Origin of the sequence: Sphingomonas nostoxanthinifaciens, assembly GCF_019930585.1 — a bacterium.
Taxonomy (GTDB): domain Bacteria; phylum Pseudomonadota; class Alphaproteobacteria; order Sphingomonadales; family Sphingomonadaceae; genus Sphingomonas_I; species Sphingomonas_I nostoxanthinifaciens.
On the sequence record NZ_CP082839.1, the window covers coordinates 2,536,527 to 2,553,855 of the forward strand.

Here is a 17,329-nt window from a genome sequence, read left to right on the forward strand (position 1 = left end):
ACGACCTAATTGGGCGCGACAGCCCTTTCGTCGGGTGTTTGTCGAGCCGCCACTGCGCCTTCCCCGCGTTGCTTTTGCAGCTGCGCCAGATAGTCACGCAAGAGCGGCACACGGCGTGGGCGAAAGCTTGTGCCGTTTGAGCGGATCTCCGACATGCGATCCGTCCGGAACATCCGAAAGTCTTCGCGCAAGCAACACCAGCTGAGAACGGTTACGCACGTCTCCGTGTAAAACAACGCGAGCGGCAATATCGTCCGGTCGCTTGTCGCCCCATCTCCGTCCACGTAACGGATATCGAGCGCCCGCTCCTGCCAGCACGCAGCGCGCAAGGGTGCAAGATCAAGGGTCTGCGTGTAGCGCGGCGCCGGATGGAATACCTGCGCGATCGCGTGGAGCAGCTGTCGTTCCCGTTCGTCGGGCAGCGTCGCGGCGATTTTGGCGAGCACGGAATCCGCAGCACGCGCCAGCGCCGGATCGCCCCAGGCCCGCACTTCCGCCAACCCTAGCGCAAGTACCTCGATCTCGTCCTGATCGAGCATCTGCGGCGGCAGCGCCGGGTCTTCCAGCAGGCGATAGCCATAGCCGCGCTCGCCCTCGATCCGAGCACCTGCAGAGCGCAACGCATCGATGTCACGGTAGAGGGATCGCGGCGAGACGCCCGTGTCCTGCGCCAGGCGCGCTGCGGTAATTGGCCCGGACAGGGTCCGCATCGCATGAAGCAGTCGAAGCAGACGAGCGGAACGCGACATGGGCCTACTGACGGAAAATGGCAGTTGGGCGCCGCTATGGAGGAGTCGGATGGCGAACGCCAATTCGCCCAACCTGCAGGAGCTGAAGCATGACCTTGGCCGTTACGACCCATCTGAATTTCCACGGCCATGCCCGCGCGGCCCTCGACTTTTACAAACAGGTTTTCGGCGGCGAACAGACGTTGATGACCTATGGTGCCATGGGCCAGCCGGAGGCGGCCGGATCACCGGACCATATCATCTGGGGCCAGGTCGTCGCAGATGACGGCTTCCGGATCATGGCGTTCGACGTGCGGGCGGGGCAAGACCATGATCCAGGTGTCAACGCATTCTACGTCTCGCTGCGCGGATCGTCGGTCGACGAGGTTCGGCAGCGGTGGACGGCGTTGGCCGAGGAGGCCACGATCCTCCAGCCGATCGGTCCGTCGGCCTGGTCACCGCTCTACGGCATGCTGGCCGATCGGTTCGGCGTCATCTGGATCGTCGACGTCGATCCGCAGGCCTGAAACCGGAGATCGAGAGGCCGGCGTCGTCGTCCAGCTCCGCGTTCATGGCGCGGGCGGCGACGTCTGGCTCGATTATCGGCTACCCCCCTGCAATTGCGTGAAACATGAAGGATGGCGTTGAATCGCGCTAGGCTCGTGCGCGCCGGCCGATTCGGCGGTCGCCGTCACGACACGGAGGAGCACAGCGATGCCCAAAATGATCTTCGTCAACCTGCCGGTCGCTGATGTTGCGGCATCGACGGCCTTCTATGAGGCGATCGGCTTCGAAAGGAACGCTCGGTTCAGCAACGATCAGTCGTCGTCGATGGTCTGGTCGGATGCGATCTACGTCATGCTGCTCGCCAAGCCCTTCTTTGCGACATTTACCGACAAGACGATTGTCGATGCGACGACGAGTTCCACCGGACATTATGCGCTGTCGTTCGATAGTCGCGACGAGGTCGATGCGATCACGCGGGCGGCAGTCGAGGCGGGCGGACGCGAATTGCATGAGCCCCAAGACATGGGCTTCATGTACAGCCGCGCGTTCGAGGATCTCGACGGTCATGGTTTCGGGCCGTTCTGGATGGATCCCGCCGCCGTCGAGGGAGGCCCTCCGGAGCACGCTTAGACAGCGGCCCGCGGGCTGCGACGACGAGACTAGCCCCACCCCTCTCATCACAGTCGGCCGGACTGACCCGGTCGCGAACGTCCGGTGCTTCAGGGCGAATACCCGAAGCCGGCCGTTCGTTGATGGGAGATGGACGATCTTCGGTTGTCACACCGGGCGCTCAAAACAGGTTAGATGGCGCGTTCAAACACGTTCGGGCACGAAGCGAAGGAACCGGCTCCTTCATTCAAAGCCCGTCACGGCATGCGGGATATACGCCGCTTCGAGCGTCCCGATCTCGTCAGCCGTCAGCGTCACCTCGAGCGCGCTGACGGCATCATCGATATGGTGCGGTTTCGACGCGCCCACGATCGGCGCCGATACCCCCGGCTTGGCGAGCACCCACGCCAGCGCCACCTGTGCCATCGGCACATTACGTGCGTTGGCGATCGCTCCCACGGCACTGACGACCGCATTGTCGGCCTCTTCGGTCGCTGCGAACAGGGTCTTGCCGAACGCGTCGGTCTCGCTCCGCTTCGTCTGCTCGCCGACGGGCCGGGCGAGGCGGCCGCGCGCCATCGGGCTCCACGGCATCAGCCCCACGCCCTGGTCGCGACACAGCGGGATCATCTCGCGCTCTTCCTCGCGATAGAGGAGGTTCACGTAATTCTGCATCGTCACGAACCGCGTCCAACCGTTGGCGCGGGCGACCTCCTGTGCCTTGGCGAACTGCCAGGCGAACATCGAGGATGCGCCGATATAGCGTGCCTTGCCGGCCTTCACGACGTCGTGAAGCGCCTCCATCGTCTCCTCGATCGGCGTGGCATAATCCCAGCGATGGATCTGATAGAGGTCGACGTAATCGGTGCCGAGCCGCTTCAGGCTCGCGTCGATCTCGGTCATGATCGCCTTGCGCGACAGGCCCTTGCGATTGGGCGCGGCGCCGCCTTCCAGCATGCGTTCCGGAAAGAAAACCTTGGTGGCGATCACCACTTCCTCGCGGCGCGCGAACTCCTTCAGCAGCTTGCCGACGATGATCTCCGAAGTACCCGCCGAATAGCTGTTGGCGGTGTCGAAGAAGGTGATGCCCTGTTCGATGGCGTGGCGGATGATCGGCCGGCTGTCCGCCTCTCCCAGCGTCCATTCGTGCACGCCCGCATCCGGTTCGCCGAACGTCATGCAGCCCAGGCACAGGCGCGAGATATCGAGGCCGGTCGAGCCGAGCTTCACATAATCCATGGTTCGTTCCTCGTTGCGTGCCGGCAGCGGCACTGAAAATCAGATGGGACAGGCGACGTCGGTCACGGCGCCGACGCCCATCGAAAGACCGCCTCCGGCGACTTCGGACCTGAGCAGGTCGAGCAGTCCCGGGAAACGGCCGTCGATGTCGTCGTGACGGAGGCGGGAGGCCCGGCGGTTGCCGTAATCCACCTGATGGATCAGCCCGGCTTCGCGCAGCACGCGAAAATGGTGGGTCAGCGAGGCCTTGGCGACCGGAAAGCCGAATGCCGAGCAACCTCGTTCAGCACCGTCGGGGAGCAACGCCAGCTTCGCCACCGCCTCTCGGCGCAGGGGATCGGCCAGCGCGGCCAGGACGGCGCCGAGGTCGATCTGATCAACGGAGGGAGCGGGCAGGATTTCGGGCATCTTGTCTCTCAAGGTACGACTCGATCTATACCTTCCCAGATAGTATGAATCAAGCCATACCTCCATGACCGCCAGCGCGCCGCCGCGTCGAGAGGCCGCTCGGCAGCCGCGTGGTTGGCGACCTCACTGACAACCATCTGGTCTCGGCTTTTAACGATCGTCCCTGCTGCTATGCATGGCTGGGCCAACACATCGGGATACTTCGGATCGTTCGGTCGCTAGAGTAGGCTGCCGCCCAGATCCCATCGAAGATGGAAATGTCTTGCCGAACAATGCCCTCAACCGCTGGATAATCGATAGCGCGACCGACTTTGCCATCATCGCGACGGATCGAAGCGGTAAGATCACCGCCTGGAACAAGGGTGCCGAGCTCACGCTTGGCTGGACGGAAACGGAGATGCTCGGCGAGCTGGTCGACCGCATCTTCACCCCCGAGGATCTCGCGGGCGATCGGCCGGCGGTGGAAATGCAGTGCGCCCTCGAGACCGGCGCGGGGAACGACGAACGCTGGCATCTGCGGAAGAACGGCGAGCGTTTCTGGGCCAATGGCGAGATGACCGTGCTGCGCGACGATGCTGGTGGCGCCGTGGGCTTCGTCAAGGTCCTGCGCGACCGGACCGAGCAGCGCCTCGCCACCGAAACGCTGCGCGGCGGACAGGCGAACATTCGCCTGTTGCTCGATACGATGATCGAAGGGTTTTACGCGGTCGATCCGGACGGGGTCACGACCGTCTGCAATGCCGCCTTCCTACGGATGATGGGCTTCGAGAAGGAAGAGGATGCGGTTGGTCGCAAGCTGCACGACGTCATCCACGGCAAGCATCCGGACGGCACGCATTACGATGTCGTTGATTGCCCAATCTATCGCTGCGCGCGGGATGGCACTCCGGCCCATATCCGAGGCGAACTCTTTTTCCCCATAAACGGTGCCGATCCTGTCCCGGTGGAATATTGGGCGGTCCCGATCGCACCGGGCGGCATCCACCAGGGGGCGATGTGCACCTTCATCGAGATTACTGAAGAGCGGAACGCCTCCGAGCGTCTGAAGCTGGCGCTCGATGCCGGTGCCATCGTCGGAACCTGGTTTTGGGACGTGCTCGCGGATCGATTCATCGCCGACGATCGGTTCGCGGATTCCTTCGGACTATCGCACGAACTTTGCCAGACCGGGTTGCCTCTCGAGAAAGTGGTGGAGTCCATTCATCCGGACGATCAGGCCCGCGTCAACGAGGCGATCGCCGCTGCCCTCGCGCAAGGCGGCGCGTATCGCTGCGAATATCGGGTCAAGCACATCGACGGCGTCTTCCACTGGATCGAGGCGAACGGCCGGGTCGAAAAGGATGCGGAGGGCCGAGCAATCCATTTCCCCGGCGTGCTGCTCGACATCGAAGCCCGCCGCGCCGCGGAAGCTGAGCGCGATAGCGCGACCGAGCTGCTGCGATCGTTCACGGAGACGGTCCCCGGCGTCGTCTACGCCAAGGATCGCGAAGGACGCCTCCTGATCGGCAATCGCGGGACGACCGATCTGCTCGGCAGGGCGCCTGAGGACTATATCGGCCGGACCGATCTCGAATTGCTCGACGACAAGGCCGAGGCGGCGCAGATCATGGCGAACGATCGCCGGATCATGGAAAGTGGCCGGAGCGAGCAGACCGAGGAGGAGGTCAGGCTCGCCGACGGCACACCCGCAATCTGGCTGTCGACCAAATCCCCGGTGTTCAACGGCGCCGGCGAGGTGGTCGGTATCGTCGGTTCCTCTGTGGACGTGACGGCGCGGATCCGGGCCGAGGCCGCCGTCCTAGAGCTCAACCGCACGCTCGAGGAGCGGATCGTCGATGCGATCGCCGAGCGCGAGAAGGTCGAGGAAGCCTTGCGTCAGTCGCAGAAGATGGAGGCGGTGGGCCAATTGACCGGCGGCCTGGCGCACGACTTCAACAATCTTCTGACGGGCATGATGGGCAACCTCGAGTTGCTGCAGGCGCGGATCGCCCGCGGCCGCGTGGACGACATCGACCGCTTCATCCTCGCCGCCCAAGGCGCGGGACGTCGCGCGGCGTCCCTGACCCAGCGCCTGCTCGCTTTCTCGCGGCGCCAGACGCTGGATCCGAAGCCCATCGACGTCAACCGGCTGATCGGCGGCATGGAGGAGCTCCTGGCGCGCACCGTCGGGCCGACGACCATGGTCGAGGTCGTCGGGGCGGCTGGCCTCTGGCCGGCAAACATCGATGCCGGCCAGCTCGAGAACGCCCTGCTCAACCTGAGCATCAACGCGCGCGACGCCATGCCCGATGGCGGCAGGCTCACCATCGAGACGGCCAACAAATGGCTTGATGATCGCGCGGCGAAAGAGCGTGATCTCATACCCGGTCAATATCTTTCGGTCTGCGTTACCGATACGGGCTCCGGCATGTCGGCCGAAACGATCGGGCGCGCCTTCGAACCTTTTTACACGACGAAGCCGATCGGACAGGGAACAGGTCTGGGTCTGTCGATGGTCTACGGCTTTGCGCGACAATCCGGGGGTCAGGTCCGGATCTACTCGGAGGTCGGCAGCGGTACGACCGTCTGCATCTACCTGCCCCGCCACATCGGCGACGCGCCCGAGCCGCAAACCGAAGGAGCAAAGGCGCGACCCGACGCCGCGAACGGGCAGACGATCCTCGTTGTCGATGACGAGCCCACCATCCGCCACTTGATCGACGAAGTTCTGGAAGATGCCGGCTACACGGTCATCGGCGCGGCCGACGGCGCAGCCGGGTTGAAGGTGCTTCAGTCAGGCGCAAGGATCGAGCTGTTGATCACCGACGTTGGCTTGCCCAACGGCATGAACGGTCGCCAGGTCGCCGATGCAGCCCGCGCGCTAAGGCCCAATCTCAAGGTGCTGTTCATTACCGGCTACGCGGAGAATGCCGCAGTCGGGAATGGTCATCTTGAACCTGGTATGGAGCTGCTGACGAAACCCTTCTCCATGGAAGCACTCGCCGTCAAAGTGGCGGCAATATTGGAGCTGCCTATCTAGCGGCTCGAATCCGCCTGGCTGGCAGAATAGCGTCAGATTTCCGCAGCTTTGTTGAACTCGATCGGTGAAATAAACGGCTTTCGGTGTCGGCTACTGCGTGGACCCAATCCCGGCCATTCGACGCCGCTCGGCCGCTCATTTACCGCGGCAGCCCGCAGAGGTCGGGCTTGCCAGCGTTGAGACTGAATGCGGCGCTATATGGCGGGCGATTAATCGGCGGTCCCGCGGCGAACTGACTTGCCGAGTGCGTGACGGACGCCAGCGTTTGCTTCATCAGATGAGAGAGCTTTTTGAAGTGTCCCGGTTTGTTTTTGGCGGTTGTCGCTTTGTCATGGCGCTGATCGCGTTCGTCTTATCGAGCTGTAATGGCTGATCTCATGGCGCTTGCATCAATCCTACAGACTGCTGACTAATTCTCGTGTCAGAGCCACAGGGATGGAGGTGGACGATCGTCATCTCAAGTACAACACCTGCGCCTTGATCTTGTATTTAGTCATGCTTTTCTGTCGCGAGGCGAAGCCCCCTGCGCCTCAGAACTAGATAATCGTGCGTCGGAAACCTTCTGCATCCCATCCGTATTTTCCGCGGGTCGCCGCTTTTTGGTCCGCTGGCCGGCTAACTGCATTTGTTGAACGAACGCGGAAGCGGCCTTAAGTCAATGAGGATCCAATTGCAGGCATTGAAGGGCTCGGAACGCGCTCGAAAATGGACAGCGGTTCTTCTCGGACGGTTAGCGGGGTAAAAGCGCTCGCTGGTGCTGATGGGAGCGGAAGATGAAGCTGGCGATCGGGTTGGCGGCCGTTATCTGCAGTTTGGCCCTCGGGGCTGGCGGTCGAGCGACAGCGGCCGAACAGGTGCCGTGGGCGGTGGCATCGGATGTCGCGGTCGAGCAACGCGCGATCGTCGTGGAAAATCAGGGCGCCCGTCTCGCCGGCACCTTGTTTCTGCCGGCTGGCCAGCAGCCGCGCGCCGCGGTGATCGCGCTGCACGGCGCACAGGTGCCGTTGCGCACCGATCCGCTCTACCGCCACCTCGTCCAAATCCTGCCCCGGCTCGGCATCGCCCTGTTCCTCTACGATCGGCGCGGCTCGGGCGAGTCCACCAGCGGCGGCGCGGCGCCTGGAAATTTCGACCTGCTGGCGGCGGATGCCGTGGCCGCGTTCGCGCGGCTTCGGCACGAGCCGGGCATCGATCCCACGCGCATCGGCTTCTGGGGTCTGTCGCAAGGCGGCTGGCTGACATTGCTTGCCGCCAGGAAGGAGCAGCGCGCCGCCTTCGCCATCGCCGTGTCCGCGCCGATGGCAGGCGCCGACGTCCAGATGAATTTCGCCGTCGCCAACATCCTGCACGTTGCCGGGCAGCCACAGACGGTGATCGACCGAGCGATCCGTGCGCGCACAACGGTCGACGATTATGCGCGCGGTCGCCGCAGCCGCGCCGAAGCTGCGGCAGCGGAGGCGGATGTCCGGGGCGAGCCATGGTACGACCGGATCTGGCTCAAGGGTAATATCGACGACCCGGAGTGGAAGCGGCAGATCGAAGCGGACCCGTTGCAGGCGCTGGCCGGTTCGCGCGTTCCGACGCTCATCCTGTTCGGTCAGGCAGACCCGTGGGTGCCGGTCGCGCCGTCCCTGGCTGCCCTGCAGTCGCGCGCCACCGAGTTCCGGCAGGTGAGCGTGCACGTCATCGATGGGGCCGATCACGCGATGATGCTCGACGTGCCGCCTGTGCAGCAGCTCGATACCAGTTTCGCCAAGCAAGCCGCGCCGAACGCGCCCGCTTATTTCGCATTGCTCGGCGCATGGCTGGATGACCACGCCAGACCGCGCCGTTGACCCAGATCGCCCCGATGCGCTTCGCCTCTTTGGCTTGTGAAGCGCATGGCGGCTATGGCCGGGGCCGCCATGGTTCCGGTTGTGCCGCAACCCATGCGGTCACTCCATCCGCCATGTGATCAGGCCAAGCTCACTTTGCCTCTCCTGTTGCGCACCGCCGCGCCGACCAGTCCAAACCCTGCTACGAACATCGCCCAAGAGGATGCTTCGGGAACGGCGCCGTCGAGCAGGGTGATCGTAAAGCTCTGCCCCGCCACCGGGCTGATGCCCTCCATATTCACGGAGATCGAGTCGCCGGTGAAGGAAATCCGGCTGTCGTCGAGGCCCGCGAAACTCGTCGCCAATGAATAACCAGCGATGGCGCCGTGGGCCGACAGCCCGCTGAATTCATAGCCATTGAAGGCGGGCGAGGTCCAAGATGACGTGCCGTCGGTGATCGTCAGGGAGAGCGTGTCGACGCCCAAATCAATTGTCGAGGCATCGACAAATCCGGAGCACAGGCCTCCGCCAACGCTCCCGCCTGGACAGGTCAGTTCGACGCCAGGCCCGGCAACGAATGTCTGGGACTGGTAGACCGTGGATGAATCCGGAAACAGCCAGGTAACCCCAATGCTCGCACCCGTAAGATCGACAGCCATTGCTGGTGAAGCAGCCAGACCGGCGATGCACGAAGTTACGACAAGCGCACTCGAAATCGCTCTGTTCATGATCAATCCCCCAATTACCGCGACTCGGCAAAGCGTCTTTCGCGATCATCGGAGTTTAACATTCGGTTAACCGAGAGTCGACAGCCCGGAACAGGTTTTCTAACAGAGACGACAAGGCGCCTCAGGATCCTTATCCTTCTCGTTTACATCCGGTTTTAGCAAAATCGCTATTTTTGCGTTGGCAGGCGGCATTTTGTAACCGTCCGGTCAGGCGTTAGCACCGGCACCTGGCGGATAAACCAACCGCCAACTGAGCACGACGCTGTGATATCAACAGATCGGCACGGCCCGCTATCTCGATGCGGGCGGCTTCGACGATCACACGCCTGGGCTCGACGCATCCACAGCGGCAGGGCGCAAACGACCGACGTGAGCTGCTGCACGGTGGCCGCGTCGAGCAGGTTTCGCGGCACCGTGTCGACCGTGCCGGCCATTGCGCGGAAGGCTACCTGGCCGCCCCGACGCGTCCGGCCGACGCGGCAGCCAACTCACGTCGCGTCGATCGATTTCGCTATCGGGCAAGCCCCGCCAGGAACGGGCCGACCTCCTGCTGTTCCAGCAGGTCGGCCTGCTGTTTGGCATGGGCCAACTGCTGCCGAAGCTCGCCGTGGAGGGCCACGGCCTGATCCGTCGGCGGCAAATCCGCTCCGCCCTCGGTCAGGAAGGCGAGGTTGGCGAGGTTGCCGTAGATCAGGCTGGGCACGCGGAACGCGTCCTCGATACGGCCGGTGAGCGCGAGCGGGAAGTACAGCGCCTCGACCTCTTTCAGGCGCGCGTCCATTCGATCCGCCGCGGCGATCCGTGCGGCGTAGGCGGGTTCCTTCCCGTGCTGCGCGTGGAGGTCGCCGATCTGCTTGCGCACCTCTTCCAGCCGGTTGATCGTCGCCGCGGCACCGTTGAGATCGTCGACCAGGCCCAACAGGAAGTCGGTATTCGCCTTTATGTCCGTCTCGGATCCGAGATCCTTGGGATCGCGCAGGACCGTCAATGGCTGGGTCGAGATTTGCCCGTCCACGTCGATCTTCACGCTATAGGCGCCCGGCGCGACGAGCGGGCCGTGCGTGTAATTGCGCCAGTGGACCAGCGGTCGCCAGCCCTGCTTGTCGAGCGGCACCCACGGCTCGCCCGGCGGGCTGTTGAGCAGCTTGACCGTGACCGGCGCCTCGTAGCGCAGATCCCACCACAGCCGGTTCACGCCCGCCCTGGCCGGCCCGCCCAGCGTGCGCACCAGCCTGCCGTTTCCGTCGGAGATCGAGACCGTCACCTTCTGCGCCGGCGCCTTGAGGTAATAATTGAGCGGGGCACCGTGCGGCGGATTTTCTCCGACCATCAGATTGTAGGTGTCCGCCAGATGCGTCGCGTTGTTGGTCCGATAGCGATAGGTATCGCGCGGCCTGAAGAAGGTGACGGCCGTGCCGTTCGCCTCGGCCTTGTCGAACTCCTGGATCGGCTTGAGATCGTCGAGGATCCAGAAGCCGCGGCCATAAGTGGCCACGACGAGATCGTTGTAGCGCGGCTGGATCGTCATCCAGTAGATCGGCGCGGGCGGCATATTGTTGCGCAGCAGCGTCCATTTGCCGCCGTCATCCCAGCTCACGTAGATGAAATTGTCGGTTCCAAGGTAAAGCAGTCCCTTTCGGGTCGGATCTTCCAGGAGAATATGAGCGCTGCTGTTAACCGATTTCGGTACTCCAGACGTAATCAGCTTCCACGTCTTGCCGAAGTCGCTGGTCTTGTAGGCATAGGCGTTATAATCGCCTGCGCTCTGCTCCATATTGTTGACGACATAGGCCGTGCCTGCGTCGAAGCGCGACGGCGTGATGCTCCAGATGATGCCAAGCGGCGGCATGCCCTTGATGTTGCGGGTGACGTTGTCCCAGCTTTTGCCACCGTCGCGGGTGACGCTGACGGTGCCGTCGGTGGCGCCGGTCCAGATCACGCCCGGCTGTACCGGCGATTCCGCGATCGCGTAGAGGACCGAGCCCTCGAACACCATCAGGTTATCGGGGTGCATGCCGCCCGAATCCAGCTGGCGGCTCTTGTCGTTGCGCGTGAGATCGGGGCTGATCGCTTTCCACGACTGACCGCCATTCTCGGTCATATGGACATATTGGCTGCCGACATAGATCTTGTTGTTGTCGTGCGGCGACATCGCGATCGGCATCGTCCAGTGGAAGCGATATTTCACGTCCTTGGGCGCCCAGCCATAGGTCGCGGCAGGCCAGGGCGAGACCCAGCGCGCCTGACCGGTGCGAAGATCCATCCGCGTCAGGTCGCCATTGTAGCAGCCCGACCAGACGATATTGTTGTCCTTCCAGTCGGGAATGGAAAAGCCGGGTTCGCAGCCGCCGATCTGGGTCCAGTCGGCCGCGCTGATCCCGCCGCCGAAAATGCCGTCGCCCTTCCCGCCGCTCAGATTGTCGCTCGGCCCGCGGAAGGTCGGTTCGTCCTGGCGGTTGCCGTAGACGTTGTACGGAATCTGGTCGTCGGTGAAGGCGTGATACATCTGCGCCACCGGGAAGCCGTAGGTCTGGAACGACTTCACATGGTTGAGGCTGACGCTGATGCCGTGATCGTGCGCGACCATCACGCGATTGGGGTTGAGCGGATCGTACCACACGTCGTGCACGTCGCCCGCCGGATGCGGCAGATCCTCGGCGAAGGTGACGCCGGCATCACGCGAATAGACGATGCTGACCGCGACGACGAAGATGAAATTCTCGTCGTCCGGCGCCACCGCGAAGCGCGTATAATAAGAGGAGCGTTCCGACATGATGTGCTGCTGGTTGACGATGCGCCAGCTCTTGCCGGCATCGTCCGAGCGATAGAAACGCGGCGTATCCTCCTGGATCAGCGCGTAGACGCGATTGGGATCGGTGGGCGCCACCTGCACCGCAACCTTGCCGATCACCTTGTCCGCTGCGGGCAGGCCGTTGCCGGCGACCTTCGTCCAACTCTTGCCCGCATCGTGCGTCACGTAGACGCCGCTGCCCTTGCCGCCGCTGTGCAGATCCCAGGTCTTGATGTCGACCTGCCACATGCCGGCGAACATCGTGTTGGGATCCTTGGGATCCATCGACAGTTCGGAGCAGCCGGTATTCTCGTTGACGAACAGCGATCGCGTCCAGGTCTTGCCGCCGTCGGTGGTCTTGTAAATGCCGCGCTCCTGCTGCGGGCGATAGGCCTGGCCCATCGCGCAGGCATAGACGATGTCCGGGTTCTTGGGATCGATCAGGATGCGGCCGACATGGCCGGTCAGGTCGAGGCCCATATGCGTCCAGGTCTCGCCGCCGTCGGTGGACTTGTAGACGCCGTTGCCCATCGAATAATCGGGCCGCACGATCCAGGTCTCGCCCGTGCCGGCCCAGACGACATTGTGCGCGGAAGGGGCGACCGCGAGCGCGCCGACGGCGGAGACGTCCTTATCGTCGAATACGGGTTTCCAGTTGGAACCGCCGTCGGTCGTCTTCCGGATGCCGCCGTCGGAGGCGCCGGCATAGATGACCAGCGGGTTGCCGGGCTCGCCCGCGACCGCCGCCATGCGGTTCCCGCCCGGTCCAATCATGCGATAATGGAGCTGCGCGAGGGGATTGGATGGATTGTCGGGAACGTCCGCGCGACTTGCGCAGGCACCCGCGAGCGCGAGGCTCACAAGCGTCAGAACATAGCCACAAAACCGCACGAGCATACGGACCATCGTCGCCTACCCCTTTTGACTGCGGCATGTCCGGAGCGACGTATATCACCGTGATATCGCGCTTTTTCTCGCCGAGCAGTCGCAGCCGTGGATTCGCCGACGCTAACAGCGCAAGCGACGCGAGTATACGATTTAAGACGGCAAAACTAAGAATCTAGTTCGGCAAAACCGCATCAATTCAATCGATTCTTCGGATTTGTTCAAGTTCGAAGCGTTGCCGCCCCAAGCAGCCAATTTGTGCCGTATCCCACTGCCTCCCAACGCGATTGCCTCCGCGCCGGGATCGGGCATACCCGTGCGCTATCCAAAGCGGGGCTGGGATTGAATGGCCGGATCCAAACCATATTCGTTCGCTGGGTGGCTTGCGGCGTTGATCCTGGCCGGTGTTGGTTCGTCGCCGACGGTTGCGGCCGAACCAGTGCGGGGATCGGCCGCGCCCCGCCTGATCGAAAGCTTCGAGGGATTGGGTCGGGGCTTTTCGGGCCCGCAAGGCCGCTTTTACGGGCGCAGTCCGAGCGACACCTCGCTGGCGGTCGGGCCGAACCACATCGTGCAGGTCGTCAACACGCGGATGGCGATCTTCACCAAGGCCGGCGCGGTCTATGGCGAGACGGGCCGGCCGCTCTACGGCCCGGTCGAGACGCGCAATGTCTTCCGTGGGTTCGGCGGCCCGTGCGAGACGATCAACAATGGCGATGCGGTCGTGCGCTATGACCAGCTGGCCGACCGCTGGCTGATCGTGATGCCGATCTTCACGCGGCTTCCCAAGCGCAGCCACGAGCCATCGGCACCGGCCGCGGGCGAGCCTCCCGCGCTGAGCATGCCCGGGCGATCGGATCAGCCGGGGCCGGCCGAGCCGCTGTTCCAGCCCGCCGCGGCGCGGCTCGATGCGCCGCAGGGCGGCCACGCACCGGAACGGCCCAAGGCGCTGGGCGAGGGATCCTATGCGATGTGCTACGCCGTCAGTGCGACGCCCGATCCGCTCGGTGCTTATTACCGATACGAATTCGTGCGGCCGCTTTTTCCCGATTATCCGCGCCCGGCAATCTGGCCCGACGGCTATTATGTCCCGACCAGCACGGGCGATACGGTGATCCAAAAGCACGCCTGCGTCGCCGAGCGCGCCAAGATGCTGGCCGGCAAGCCCGCGCGCGAACTCTGCATCATCGTCGACGGGGTCAATTTCCTCAACAATGCGGATCTCGACGGCACCGCGCTGCCGCCCAAGGGGGCACCGAATATCGTGATCGCGGCCGGCGGATCGCAGCTCAAGGGGCAGCCGGGCGACGACGCGCTGTATGTCTGGAAATATCATGTCGACTGGGACCATCCGACGCGAAGCCGCCTCGTCGGACCGACCCGGATCGCGGTCGAGCCTTACCGCTATCTCTGTGGCGGGCAGCTCACCAAGTGCGTGCCGCAACCGCGCGTCGACATGAAGATCGACGCGCAGGGCGACAAGATCATGCAGCGCTTCACGTACCGACGCATCGGCGACCAGCAGTCGCTGCTCGCGGCACACTCGATCGAGGCCGGGGGCAGCGGGGGCGTGCGCTGGTACGAGCTGCGGCTCGACGCGCGTGGCGATCCGCGCGTCTACCAGCAAGGCACCTATGCGCCGGACCCGAGCTATCACTGGATGCCGAGCATCGCGATGGACCGTTTTGGCAGCATCGGTGTCGGATACTCCTTCGCCGACGCCCAGACCTATGTCGGGCAACGCTTCGCCGGGCGCGTGGCGGCGGATCCCGTCGGCCAGATGGCCGGCGAAACCGTGCTGGTGCATGGCCAGGCGGCGCAGGCGGACACGCTCCGCTGGGAGGATTATGTCGAGACCGCGGTCGATCCGAGCGATGACTGCACGTTCTGGTATACCGGCGACTATCTGGGGTTCGGCGATGCCGCTTACTCGACCCGCATCGGCGCGTTTCGTGTCGGGACGTGCGGCGCGGCAGCAGCATCGAAGCCGTAATGGCCATGCTCGCCATATTCAGAGGGCGCTGACGTCGACGTATCGGTGCGCGAGCGGCACAGCGGCGGTCTTCACACGCGCCGCATGCTCACGCGGCGCGCCGGTGATCCGATCGTCGGCAAAGCCTCGCCGCATCTTTCGTCGCCATCGGGCGAGCCAACCTGCCATGGGCATGATTTCCGGGGAGCATGTCGCGATTCCGTATCCCTAATCCGGCGCATGTGGGTATGTCGTCGCCACCCGCCGCCTTTCACCCCATTGCTGGACAAGCTGCCATGCCTCGGAGCGATCCCGTTGCCGCGCCCGTCGCGGCCAGCCCCATCCATGCCTATCCCGCCAGCGCGAGCCTCGAAGCCGATGCCGCGGTCTACCGGACGCTGCTGGAATCGACGCTGGCGATCCCGTGGAAGATCGATTGGGCGACCATGCGCTTCACCTATATGGGACCGCAGATCGAGCCGCTGCTCGGCTGGCCGCAGAATAGCTGGGTTTCGGTCGAGGATTGGGCGTCGCGCATCCATCCCGACGATCGCGAGCATGTCGTCAATTACTGCGTTGCCCAATCGATCGCCGGGATCGACCACGAAGCCGATTACCGCGCGCTCACCGCCGATCGCGGGTTCGTATGGATCCGCGACGTCGTCCATGTCGTGCGCAACGCCGCCGGCGAGGTCGATAGCCTGATCGGCTTCATGTTCGACATCAGCGAACGCAAGCGGATCGAGCAGGAACTGGTCAAGATGCAGAAGAAGCTCGAGGCCCTGTCGTTCGAGGATGGGCTGACCCGCACCGCCAACCGTCGCCGGTTCGACGAGCGGCTGGAGGCCGAATGGGAAACGGCGCGTCGCGGCGCTCGGCCATTGTCGATGATCCTGCTCGATATCGATCATTTCAAGCGGTTCAACGATCGCTACGGCCATGTCCGCGGCGATGAATGCCTTGTCACCGTAGCCGCGGCGCTGCGGAAGATCGGTCGCGCGCAGGACGTGGTCGCCCGCTTCGGCGGCGAGGAATTTGTGTTGCTGCTGCCCGACACCGACGAGGCCACCGCGCTCGATCTTGCGCGAACCTGCCGCCACGCGATCGAGGCGCTCGCCATCCCGCACGAAGCTTCGGACTGCAGCACGTTCGTCACCGCCAGCGTCGGCGTCGGCACGGTCGTGCCCGACGAAGGCGAGCGCGCGCGCGACTTTTGCGAGAGCGTCGACCGCCGACTCTACGGCGCCAAACAGAACGGACGCAACCAGCTGCTTTCCGCATGAGGCGGCAGCGCCGCGCTCGCGCGGCACACGCCACCGTCTAGCCTGCACCTCAACGGCCTCGAAGGATGCGAGCCTGATGAACAGCCGATGATCGACTGATGATTGGTCGGCGAACGACCCCTGACCCGGTCCACGCCACTGGACCAAATCGATTTATCATCTAACGAAGACACGAAACGCGCTCTCAAGCGGCGGTCGGGGAGGAAGAGATGCACACGAAATTGGGGATGGGCCTCGCCTTGATCACAATGTTGGCCGGTCCGGTGCTCGCCAGCGCGGTGCAGCGCAAGCCTTTCGGGTCGATGCCGGACGGCAGCCCGGTCGAAGCCATCGTGCTCAGCAACGGCAAGGGCATGTCGGCCACGATCCTGACGCTGGGTGCCAGCGTCCAGTCGCTGATGGTGCCCGATCGCGCCGGCAAGCTGGCCGATGTCGTGCTCGGCTATGACGATCTCGCCGGCTATGTGGCCAAGCCCAACTTTTTCGGTGCCACCGTCGGCCGCGTCGCCAACCGGATCGCCAAGGGGCGGTTCACGCTCAACGGCAAATCCTATCAGACCCCGGTCAACGACGGACCCAATGCGCTGCACGGCGGCACCAAGGGGTTCGACAAGGTCGTCTGGCAGGTCGTCGAAACCCATAGCGGCGCCAAGCCGGGCGTGACGTTGCGCTACGTGAGCCCGGACGGCGACCAGGGCTATCCCGGCACGCTCACCGCCACGGCTACGTACAGCCTCGACGACAAGGGCGATCTCGCCGTCGATTATAGCGCGACGACCGACCGTCCGACCGTCGTCAATCTCTCCAACCATACTTATTGGAACCTCAACGGCGAAGGCTCCGTTGCGGGTGCGATGGGGTTGAAGATGATGATCCCGGCCGACGCTTATTCGCCGACCGATGCGACCGCGATTCCCACCGGCGAATTCCGTCCCGTCACCGGCACGCCGTTCGATTTCCGCACGCCGACCGCGATCGGCCTGCGCGTGCGCAACGGCCAGGACGAACAGCTTCGCTTCGGCCGCGGCTACGATCACAATTGGGTCATCAGCCGGACGAAGCCGAAGGCGATGCAGCTGATGGCGCGGGTCGAGGATCCGGAAACGGGCCGCGTGATGGAGGTGCTGTCCGACCAGCCCGGACTGCAATTCTATTCGGGCAATTTCCTCGACGGGACGATCACCGGCAAATCCGGTCATATCTATCGCGAGGGCGATGCGATCGTGCTCGAGCCGCAGATGTTTCCGGACACGCCGAACCGGCCCGATTTCGGATCGGTCCGGCTCGATCCCGGACAGACCTACGCAAACCATATCGTCTTCCGCTTCTCGACGACGCGCTAAGAA

Annotated in this window: 12 protein-coding genes; 7 read left to right on the plus strand and 5 right to left on the minus strand. The window is 63.9% G+C overall.

The features are described 5' to 3' along the window. Positions 1 to 5 precede the first annotated feature (5 nt). Positions 6 to 710: a helix-turn-helix transcriptional regulator gene (locus tag K8P63_RS12040; RefSeq protein WP_263282634.1), complete on the minus strand. Its 705-nt coding sequence runs from the start codon at positions 708 to 710 to the stop codon at positions 6 to 8. A gap of 128 nt (positions 711 to 838) precedes the next feature. Between K8P63_RS12040 and K8P63_RS12045 the strand changes: the two genes are divergently transcribed. Continuing rightward, positions 839 to 1,255, plus strand: coding sequence for a VOC family protein (locus K8P63_RS12045; protein WP_223796271.1), 417 nt, complete (start codon positions 839 to 841; stop codon positions 1,253 to 1,255). Between the two features lie 187 nt (positions 1,256 to 1,442). Then, positions 1,443 to 1,865, plus strand: coding sequence for a VOC family protein (locus K8P63_RS12050; protein WP_223796272.1), 423 nt, complete (start codon positions 1,443 to 1,445; stop codon positions 1,863 to 1,865). 222 nt (positions 1,866 to 2,087) lie between these two features. Here the strand turns inward: K8P63_RS12050 and K8P63_RS12055 are convergent, their stop codons facing one another. Together K8P63_RS12055 and K8P63_RS12060 are read right to left on the minus strand one after the other, a co-directional pair. After that, a complete protein-coding gene (locus K8P63_RS12055; protein ID WP_223796273.1) occupies positions 2,088 to 3,083 on the minus strand; it encodes an aldo/keto reductase in 996 nt (331 codons plus the stop codon). 39 nt (positions 3,084 to 3,122) lie between these two features. Then, the gene (locus K8P63_RS12060) at positions 3,123 to 3,491 is read right to left on the minus strand and encodes an ArsR/SmtB family transcription factor (protein ID WP_223796274.1); all 369 of its coding nucleotides are present in this window, start codon (positions 3,489 to 3,491) and stop codon (positions 3,123 to 3,125) included. A 262-nt stretch (positions 3,492 to 3,753) separates the two neighbouring features. On the opposite strand from K8P63_RS12060, the gene K8P63_RS12065 reads away from it, so the two are divergent. Both K8P63_RS12065 and K8P63_RS12070 read left to right on the plus strand, forming a co-directional pair. After that, positions 3,754 to 6,510: a hybrid sensor histidine kinase/response regulator gene (locus K8P63_RS12065; protein WP_223796275.1), complete on the plus strand. Its 2,757-nt coding sequence runs from the start codon at positions 3,754 to 3,756 to the stop codon at positions 6,508 to 6,510. Positions 6,511 to 7,283: 773 nt separating this feature from the next. Beyond that, positions 7,284 to 8,345 (plus strand): alpha/beta hydrolase family protein, encoded by a 1,062-nt coding sequence (locus K8P63_RS12070; protein WP_223796276.1) that lies wholly within the window; start codon positions 7,284 to 7,286, stop codon positions 8,343 to 8,345. 119 nt (positions 8,346 to 8,464) lie between these two features. Here K8P63_RS12070 and K8P63_RS12075 read toward each other — a convergent pair whose 3' ends face one another. Together K8P63_RS12075 and K8P63_RS12080 are read right to left on the minus strand one after the other, a co-directional pair. Further along, positions 8,465 to 9,052, minus strand: coding sequence for a PEPxxWA-CTERM sorting domain-containing protein (locus K8P63_RS12075; protein ID WP_223796277.1), 588 nt, complete (start codon positions 9,050 to 9,052; stop codon positions 8,465 to 8,467). Between the two features lie 511 nt (positions 9,053 to 9,563). Beyond that, entirely contained in the window at positions 9,564 to 12,749 is a 3,186-nt protein-coding gene (locus K8P63_RS12080; protein WP_223796278.1) for a VPS10 domain-containing protein, read from the minus strand. A 370-nt stretch (positions 12,750 to 13,119) separates the two neighbouring features. On the opposite strand from K8P63_RS12080, the gene K8P63_RS12085 reads away from it, so the two are divergent. The 3 genes from K8P63_RS12085 (at position 13,120) to K8P63_RS12095 (ending at position 17,326) form a co-directional block, all read left to right on the plus strand. Then, entirely contained in the window at positions 13,120 to 14,721 is a 1,602-nt protein-coding gene (locus K8P63_RS12085; RefSeq protein WP_223796279.1) for a hypothetical protein, read from the plus strand. Positions 14,722 to 14,996: 275 nt separating this feature from the next. After that, complete coding sequence (locus tag K8P63_RS12090; protein ID WP_223796280.1) at positions 14,997 to 15,983, plus strand: GGDEF domain-containing protein; 987 nt, start codon at positions 14,997 to 14,999, stop codon at positions 15,981 to 15,983. Positions 15,984 to 16,192: 209 nt separating this feature from the next. Beyond that, positions 16,193 to 17,326 (plus strand): aldose epimerase family protein, encoded by a 1,134-nt coding sequence (locus tag K8P63_RS12095; protein WP_223796281.1) that lies wholly within the window; start codon positions 16,193 to 16,195, stop codon positions 17,324 to 17,326. Positions 17,327 to 17,329 lie beyond the last annotated feature (3 nt).